At 64.2% G+C, this 9294-nt stretch carries 6 protein-coding genes; 4 read left to right on the forward strand and 2 right to left on the reverse strand.

Features of this window, described 5'->3' with window-relative positions:
* A partial coding sequence (locus I2E26_RS06515; protein ID WP_195420088.1) for a homocysteine S-methyltransferase family protein occupies positions 1-2330 on the forward strand: 2330 nt, incomplete at its 5' end.
* Here I2E26_RS06515 and I2E26_RS06520 read toward each other — a convergent pair.
* Positions 2327-3340 (reverse strand): SGNH/GDSL hydrolase family protein, encoded by a 1014-nt coding sequence (locus I2E26_RS06520; protein WP_195420089.1) that lies wholly within the window; start codon positions 3338-3340, stop codon positions 2327-2329. The two genes, I2E26_RS06515 and I2E26_RS06520, sit on opposite strands and share 4 nt — an antisense overlap.
* 151 nt (positions 3341-3491) lie before the next feature.
* On the opposite strand from I2E26_RS06520, the gene I2E26_RS06525 reads away from it, so the two are divergent.
* From I2E26_RS06525 to yhbY, 3 genes are all read left to right on the forward strand, one after another.
* Positions 3492-4856, forward strand: a complete 1365-nt coding sequence (locus I2E26_RS06525; protein ID WP_147588483.1) for a PFL family protein — start codon at positions 3492-3494, stop codon at positions 4854-4856.
* Between the two features lie 232 nt (positions 4857-5088).
* Positions 5089-5961, forward strand: coding sequence for a class I SAM-dependent methyltransferase (locus I2E26_RS06530; protein ID WP_195420090.1), 873 nt, complete (start codon positions 5089-5091; stop codon positions 5959-5961).
* A 196-nt stretch (positions 5962-6157) separates the two neighbouring features.
* Entirely contained in the window at positions 6158-6457 is a 300-nt protein-coding gene (yhbY, locus tag I2E26_RS06535) for a ribosome assembly RNA-binding protein YhbY (protein ID WP_195420091.1), read from the forward strand.
* Positions 6458-6459: 2 nt separating this feature from the next.
* Here the strand turns inward: yhbY and I2E26_RS06540 are convergent, their stop codons facing one another.
* Complete coding sequence (locus I2E26_RS06540) at positions 6460-9048, reverse strand: BTAD domain-containing putative transcriptional regulator (protein WP_195420092.1); 2589 nt, start codon at positions 9046-9048, stop codon at positions 6460-6462.
* Positions 9049-9294: the final 246 nt, after the last annotated feature.

Below are 9294 nucleotides of genomic sequence, written 5' to 3' on the forward strand. Positions count from 1 at the left end.
CCGAACTGCTGTGCCTCAGCGATCCCGATGCCATCACGCGCATCCATGCCGCATACGTAGCGGCGGGATCCGAGGTCGTCACCACCAATACGTTCGGCGCCAACGCGCTCAAGCTCGATGGGCGCGCCGAAGTCGAAGAGGTCTACCAGGCTGCCGCCGCGTGCGCCCGCGCCGCCGGCGCGCGCTACGTCGCAGGCGATATCGGCCCGCTGGGCGCGCTGCTGCGCCCCTTGGGCACGATGGGCTTCGACGAAGCTTACGAGCAATTCGCGCGCTGCGCGCGTGCCGCTGCCGATGCGGGATGCGACCTCATCGTCATCGAGACCATGACGGACCTCGCCGAGATAAAGGCCGCCGTCCTCGCAGCCAAAGACGTGTGCGACCTGCCTATCTTCGCCACCATGACCTTCGAAGCCGACGGACGCACCTTCCTGGGCACGTCCCCCGCCATAGCCGCCGTCACGCTCGATGCGCTCGGCGTCGAGGTCCTGGGCATCAACTGCTCGCTCGGCCCTTCGGAGCTGCGCCCCTTCGCGCGCGATATGCTCGCCGCGACCGCCAAGCCCGTCATGGTGCAGGCAAACGCGGGGCTTCCCCATATCGAAGATGGCTGCACGGTGTTCGACATCGGGCCCGACGCCTATCGCGACGACGTGGCCGCCATGGTCGCCGACGGCGTCGGCATCATCGGCGGCTGCTGCGGCACCGACCCGCGACACATCGAGCAGCTCGCTCGAATCATCGCCGGACGGGCGCCCGAACCGCGCCGTGCGCCCGGCTCGCTCACCGTCACCAGCGCGCAAGGACTGGTAGAGCTGCCCGCCGAAGGTCGCCGCATCGCGGTCATCGGCGAACGCATCAACCCCACGGGCAAGAAGCGCCTGCAGGCGGCGCTGCGCGAGGGATCCATCGACTACGTGGTAGGCCAGGGCATCAGCCAGCAAGAGCAGGGCGCCGACATCCTCGATGTCAACGTCGGCCTTCCCGGCCTTGACGAGCCCGCACTCATCGCGCGCGCCGTCGAGGCGCTGCAAGGCGCCACGTTGCTACCGCTGCAGATCGACTCCACCGATGTCCGCGCTATCGAGGCCGGCGTGCGCGCCTACGCGGGTAAACCCATCATCAACTCGGTCAACGGTTCGCGCGAGGTGCTCGACGCCGTGCTGCCGCTCGCCGCGCACTACGGCTGCAACGTCATCGGGCTCACGCTCGACGAGGACGGCATCCCCGCCACGGCCGAAGGGCGCATCGCCATCGCGCGCCGCATCATCGACGAGGCCGCGCGCTACGGCATCGGCCGCGATCGCATCCTCATCGACTGCCTCGTCATGACCGCCTCCACCAACCAGCAACAGGTCGGCCAGATCCTCGACGCCGTCGTACGATGCCGCTCGGAGCTGGGCGTCCATTGCACGCTGGGCGTCTCGAACGTGAGCTTCGGGCTGCCCGCCCGCTCGCTGCTGAACTCCACCTTCCTCGCCGCCGCCTTCGGAGCGGGCCTCGATGCGCCCATCATGAACCCCGGATCCGCGCGCTACATGGATACCGTCCGCAGCTACCGCGTGCTCAACGGCGAGGACGACGGTTCGAGCGCCTATATCGAGCGCTACGCGACATGGTCCGACCCCTATACAACCCCGGCGGGCGCGGGCATCGAAGCCCCTGGCGCTGGAACCCCGGGCGCACCGATCGCCACCGGCTCGCAATCGCCCGTCGAAGAGCTGCATCACCTCGTCCTCACCGGGCGCAAGGCCGATGTCCCCGCGCTCGTGCACCAGCTGCTCGCCGGCTACGGCGCGCTCGAGATCATCGACCGCATGCTCATCCCCGCCCTGGACGAGGTGGGCGAACGCTTCGACCGCGGCACTTTCTTCCTTCCCCAACTCATGGCATCCGCCGAAGCAGCGCGGGCCGGATTCGACACGATCCGTGATGCGATGCCCGCCGGCGACGTCGCCGACAAGGGCCGCATCGCGCTCGCCACCGTCAAGGGCGACATCCACGACATCGGCAAGAACATCGTGAAGATGCTGTTGGAAAACTACGGCTACCACGTATTCGACTTGGGTCGCGATGTAGACCCGCTCGCCGTGCTCGACGCCGTCCGCACACATGATATCCCCCTGGTCGGGCTCTCCGCCCTCATGACCACCACCGTCGCCAGCATGGAGGAGACCATCGCGATCCTGCGGCGCGAAGCCCCCGGCGTTCGCGTGTTCGTCGGCGGGGCCGTCCTCACCCCCGAATACGCGCAGCAGATCGGGGCGGACTTCTACGCCAAGGACGCCGCCGAATCCGCGCGCATCGCCGAGCGCGTTTTCTCAAGCTAGCTGCGGAGCACGCCGTCGCCCGCATCCGGCGATGCCCCGCAGCGACCGCTGCGCTCCACCCGCGGCCCCGCGCAAGCGATGCTCCACCGATGGACGTCCGCGTCGTCGCGGGGGCATCCGGCGCAGTACGGCCGGGCGCACACGGGCAGCGCATGCGGGGCTCGCGCCGCCCACGCCGGAGCCGGCGCGTCCTCCATCTGCGCGATCACCATGTCCGCTATCTGCTGCATGCCCGCAGCCGTGGGATGGCATGCATCGACGGCGTCGTAGCACACGCCGTACGAAGCGATATCCGCCACACAGGCGCCGGCGACGGCCGCCGCGCGTCTGATGGCATCGTTGTATTCTGCAAGCGCAACACCCCTGATCGCATATTTGAAGCACGCGAACCGCCGCCCCTCGGTATGGCCGGGGCACAGCGTCAAGCACCACACCTGCGCTTCGGGCGCTATCCGTCGCACGCCTTCCAGCATGCGCACGTACGCCGCTTCAAACCGCTCGAGAGAGACAAGACCCACGACGCGTTCCACCATGGCAGGTCCCTCGAGTTCCTCCCGACGCGCCGACGCCGACAGGCTTCCACCCATCACCTGGTTCCTGCCGCCACCCCATCCGTAATCGTTGATTCCCATATACACCAAGACGAGGTCGGGCTTCTCGCCCGCAGCGCCCACCAGGGCCCCGATGCGCGCATCGCTTATGCCCGCGGGAAAGCCGAAGCCCTCGACCACCGAACCAGAATACGATGAATTCGCAACGAGGCGCCCACCCACGTGCTCGATCACCTTGCCCCACCATGTGTCGCCCCGGCTCTCGACACCTGGGACATGAACCTCCCCCTCATAATGCACGCGCCAGCCCTCGGGCACGGCACCGCGCAGCGTGCTGATCGAATCCCCCAGCACGGAGACGCCCGGACCCACCAGCTCGATCGCCGCTCGCCGGGCAGCCGTCATCCGCTCGCACGCACCGCACGCGCTGCCCGTGCCCGCCACGACGTTCTCCTCCATATCCGAGCCCTCCTCTTCCCTTTCCTGCTTGAGCAGGTAACTTCTGCATAAATTCAATCGTATGGCAGAGACCCCCTCGGGTGCACGGTAGAATGGTGAGAACCGCAAATCCAGGGATGCACGCAACCCGAGAATCCGACAGGAGAGGCGCATGTCAATCACGCCCGCCGAAATCGCCGAGACCCGTGGCATGGTCTCCAAGCAAAACCTCGACATCCGCACCATCACCATGGGCATCTCGCTCATGGGTTGCGCAGACGAGAACCTCGAGCGGATGTGCACCAAGGTGTACGACCACATCACCCGAACGGCCGAGCACCTCGTCGAAACCGCCGAGAACCTTGAGCGCGAATACGGCATCCCCATCGTCAACAAGCGCATCTCCGTTACACCCATCGCCCAGGTTGCCGCCGCATGCAGCGACGTCGACCTGGTCCCGCTCGCCCATGCGCTCGACCGCGCCGCGGAGACCCTGGGCATCGACTACCTCGGCGGCTACTCCGCCCTCGTCCACAAGGGCATCGGCGATGCCGACCGTCGCCTCATCAACTGCATCCCGCAGGCCCTCAGCGAGACGAGCCGCGTATGCTCCTCGGTCAACGTTGCCAGCCTGCGCGCCGGCATCAACATGGACGCCGTGCTGATGTGCGCCCGGACCATCCAGGAAGCCGCCCGCATCACCCAGGACCGCGAGTGCGTGGGCGCGTCGAAATTCGTCTGCTTCGCCAACATGGTAGAGGACTCCCCCTTCATGGCGGGCGCCGTCCATGGCAGCGGCGAGGCCGACGCCGTCATCAACGTCGGCGTCTCCGGGCCCGGCGTCATGGCCGCCGCCCTCGAGGAGCTGCCCGATACGGCGGACATGATGGAGGTCGCCGAGAAGATCAAGGAGACCGCCTTCAAGATCACCCGTGCCGGTGAGCTCATGAGCCGCGAGGCCGCACGTCGCCTCGGCGTGGAGAAGGGCATCGTCGACCTTTCTCTCGCCCCCACCCCCGCCGTCGGCGATTCGGTTGCCCGCATCCTCGAGATCATCGGCGTCGGCCAGTGCGGCGGCCCCGGCACCACCGCGGCCCTCGCCCTCCTCAACGACTGCGTCAAGAAGGGCGGCGTCATGGCGAGCTCGTCCGTCGGCGGTCTGTCCGGCGCCTTCATCCCGGTGTCCGAAGACGCCGGTATGATCGCCGCCGCCGAATCCGGCGCCCTGTCCCTCGAAAAGCTCGAGGCCATGACCTGCGTCTGCTCGGTCGGCCTCGACATGATCGCCATCCCTGGCGACACCCCCGTGGAGGCCATCGCCGGCATCATCGCCGACGAGATGGCGATCGGCGTCATCAACAACAAAACCACCGCGGTTCGCATCATCCCCGCCTTCGGCAAGAAGGAAGGCGAATGCGTGGACTACGGCGGGCTCTTCGGTCGCGCCCCCATCATGCGCGTCAACCCCCATGCCGGCACCGTCCTCGCCCATCGCGGCGGTCGCTTCCCGGCTCCCCTCAACTCGCTCAAGAACTAGCATCCACCCCTCTCCACGCCGCTTTCCACGCGGCCTCCGGCGAGCGCGATCGCAAGGCACACCTGGGCCGCATCCTTCGGGTGCGGCCCTTTTCCCATGCGGGGCGCCTCCCCTCACGCCCGTGTCATATGCGGGTGCTCAAGAACAGGACGGCCCGACGAAGCGGACGCTCCCCACCGGCTGCACGCAGCGTATCCGCGCATCGACCGATCGACCCGAAAGGACATGCGATATGCACGACGACATCGCAGACCCCTCCTCTATCAACTGGAGCGAAGCCTGGAAAGCTCGACAGCAGCACCGTCGCGCCGCCGACGACCCCGCCATCTGGGACCAGCGCGCCCGTCATTTTCGACCCCACGCAACCCATCCCTACAGTACCGCCTTCCTCGAGCACGCAGGCGTCCTCTCCGGCGAAACCGTATTGGACATGGGCTGCGGCGCCGGCTCCCTCGCCATCCCGCTCGCCCATAACGGAGCCTTGGTCCTGGCATGCGACTTCTCGCACGCCATGCTCGACACGCTGCGCGAGTGCGCCGAAGAAGCCTCCCTCGGCCAGCAGATCTCATGCCGCCACCTTGCGTGGGAAGATGACTGGGAAGCCTGCGGCATCGCCCGTAAATCCGTAGACGTAGCAATCGCCAGCAGATCCATCGCCACCACCGACCTCCAGGCCGCCCTGTTCAAGCTCGACCAAACAGCGCGCCGTCGCTGCTGCACCACGCTCGTAGTCGGACCGAGCCCGCGCTATGACGCTCGAGTCATGGAGGGCATCGGCATCGATGTCGCCCCTAGCAACGACTTCATCTATGCCTTCAACATGCTTATAGAACTCGGTCGTCTGCCCGAAGTCTCCTATATCGTCTCCCCCCGTCTTGACACCTTCGACTCCCTCGACGAGGCCGTTGCCGACTATTCCCGCATGCTCGACGATGCACATGCCCACAAGCTTCCCGAACTGCGTTCATATCTCGCCGACCATCTTCTCGATAATCCGCATGCAGGTGAACCCGGAGGCAAAGGCAAGCCTCAAGGCGCCCTGCGGCTCGACCACGAGCGCACCGTTACCTGGGCCTTCATCTCCTGGAATCCTGCCGGCGCATAATGCCTTCCCAAGCTACCCCGACCGTCCGGTTTCGATTCGCGCCACGACACGGCACCGCCGGACCATGCCCCCTGCCTCCCCTTCTCCGCTTGCGCATTCTTTGCGAACTACCACGTATTCCCTTGTTCCCGCCGAAAGCTGCGCTACGGTAATGCATCAGTCATTTTCAAGCCATCCAGAAAGCGAGCGATCACCCATGGCCCTCTCAGGTAAGAACATTCGCCAGCTCCGTAGCCTGGCCCACCACCTCAACCCCATCATCCATATCGGCAAGTCCGACATCACCGATTCCCTCGTCAAGGAAACCGAGGCCGCGCTCGAGGCACGCGAGCTCATCAAATGCGCCGTCCAGGATGGCAGCACTCTCGAGACGCGCGAGGCCGCCAACCTGCTCGCCAACAGCACCGGCGCCGAAGTCGTGCAGGTTATCGGCCATCGCTTCGCCCTGTATCGCGAGAGCAGCCGTGACGATATCGAAAAGATCGTGCTCTCCTAGCCTTACAACAAGACCCTATCCTCGTTTTCCTTGATGATGCGCTCATAGAGCTCGCGGGTCTCGCGCTCGGGCTGACCATGCAGCTCCGTACGCACATAATGGAGATGGCTTTGATACAGCTCCACGAGCTCGCGACGTCGGCCTTCAAGATCCATCACGCGCATCGCCCGGCGCACCACGTCTTCTCTTGTCGGCTCCTGCCGTATCGCTGCATTCGACAGCCAGGATGCCGACAAGAGATCGCCCTCCTCGATCGCCGCATCGACTCCCCGCATCATGCAGTCGATGAACTTAGCCTGATACATCTTCCTCATACGGACGAAGAAGCGCGTATCGCCGCAATCGGGCACGTAGAGCGGTCCCTTATACACCTCTTCCAGCTTTAGCGCGGCATCCACCACCTGACGCATGGAGACGCCTGCCCGCTGAACCAATATCTCGCGCGCCAGCGTATTGAAATCACGTATATCGGTATCCGAATACTCCCCATTCAACGCTATGCCGTCCGCCTGCGTCACGATATACTGCGGCCCCTGGTCGCGCTGGCCGAATGCCCGGCGCACCGCCGTCAGATTCACATACAGGTTCTGCCGCGCTTTTCTCGGCTCCATCTCCGGCCATAGCTCGTTCGTCAGCACCGTCTTGCTTACGAAGCTAGGAATTCCCAGCGCCAAGCGCGCCGTCAGGATCGCCGCCTTGCGACGCTTCCACACCTCGTTCGTCAAGATACGGCCACCCTGGGATACGCTGAAGCCTCCAAACAGGCTCACGTTCACCATGTCCGCATCCTCCATGCATTCACGCAGCACGACGGAGTCCGTATGCCCCGACGACCCCTTCGTAAGCCCGTCCTCGAGCATGTACGAATTGGCCATATCGCGTGGAATCAATCGCTGCACGGATTCGGCGCGGCCTCCCAGCGCATACAGAGCCACGCGTATGCGCATGCGAAACGCCGGATCGAGCAGCTGCGCCCGGTTCACCGAGAACCATGCCGACAAATCGGCATCGAAGCGCGCCACCGAAAGCTGCATCGCAGTCACCCATGCCTCCGCCGGCGTACGGGCGGTCGTTGACAGATCGCACTGCTCGGCCTCCTCGCGCACCGTCAGCCGTGCGTCCGTGCGCAGTTTTGCCACGCGCTCGAGAATCTGCGCCCAACCAACCAGAAACGTCCTGCTACCATCCGATAGCTTCTGCACCTGCTGGGCACGGAAGCGCGCATTCAGGAACTGCCCCAACATCAAGAATTGCCAGCCCTCGAGCAACAACATCAAAAGCTGCTCATCCAAATTCGACTCGCGAACCGCCACGCGAGACGCATCGGAAAACGCTCGTTCATCGATCAGCGGACGTGCATGCATGAGTCGATGCACCGATGCGACCACGCGGGCGCGAGCGGCGATCGCACCCATATCGCGCGCATTCAGCAGTCTTACCAGGTTCGTCAGCCTTTCGTCGACCGACGTGTCCCATTCGCAACCGTCTACAAGCGCCCCGATATAGACACCATCGAGGTATTCGAGGATATTCGTTACGATAACGTCGTCCTCGCCCTCCTCGGGCGCGCTATACGGCATCGCCATCTTGGATGCCGATTCGCTCAGCACGCCATCCAGCCTCGACACATGGCGCTTCAAGATCTCCGCTTCGCGTACCGAGCCCGTCTCCTTATACGAATCCATAATGGCGGGCAAGTTCACAGCCCTGCAATCGCTCCACAGTCCCGATACGGCGACCGCGATCACCCAGTCCTCATAGCTTACGCACGAGGCAATCTCATGCGCGCGATGACGCAACTCGGTAGCCATCGCACGAGCGAGCTTATACTCCCCGGTAAAGAGCCCGGCCATCCATCCGGCCAACGCAACGGAAACATCCATGGTCGCCAATTGCTCTCCGTCCATATGGGCAAGCACCGACCGAATGAACTTAACATGGCCATGCAGCGCAAACAAAACGGGGAATTGCGAGATGGCTTGCAGGCATTCCGCGGTATCGCAAAGCTCTTCCAGAAGGGCTACGGCAGCATCCACGCGCCGAGCACGCATCAGCATTCTGACCGTCTTCATCGCGAATTGACGACGAGCTTCCACGATTGATCGACGCAGCAGCGAAAGCACACCGGAATCGCTTCCCAAACAGCGAAACGCGCGCTGCTCCGCATCGTATATCACGATCGGATACTCGCGCTGCAGGCGCACGAGCAGCTCCGTATGAACCCCCATGCCGTTTCTCTCGAAGTCGGCAATCGTTCCGCTGCCCATCATCACCATGAATGCGAGCAAAACCGCGAGAGGGTCTTTACGCTCCCCCAGATCCTGCAAAACATCCTGGTACAAGGTCGCCACGGCCCGTTCAAGCTGCCCGCGCTCCCCCGACGCTCCCACACCATGCGCATCGGCAACCAAGCACGGGATACCGCGTGTCAGCGCATAGATATCCACCGAGGGCGAGATGGCATACAGCTTGGACCATGCAGCGTATTCACGCGGCTGCACCAGCAAAAACGGAGCACCGTACTTCGTCGAGTCCGAAACCGCACGAATCAGATTCGCACTCGCCGGCGTGCACGCGATGGCGATTTTCATTCCCTCGTCCCTCATGGCCCTCAGGCGTGCCTCAACTACCTGTACTTGTTCTTTATTTAAAAGCGGCAAACCATCCAGCAGCACATACGGCGTGGGAAGGGGCGAAAGCGAATTCGAAAGATCATCAAGCAGCCCGACGAATCCTGGAGCATCACAGCTCGATGCATCCCGAAGCACCACATCGCCCGTCGAGGGCATCTCGCGCAGCGTGCCGGCGCACTGCATCAACATAGATGTCTTGCCAAA

It is taken from the genome of Collinsella sp. D33t1_170424_A12, from assembly GCF_015554865.1.
GTDB lineage: Bacteria > Actinomycetota > Coriobacteriia > Coriobacteriales > Coriobacteriaceae > Collinsella.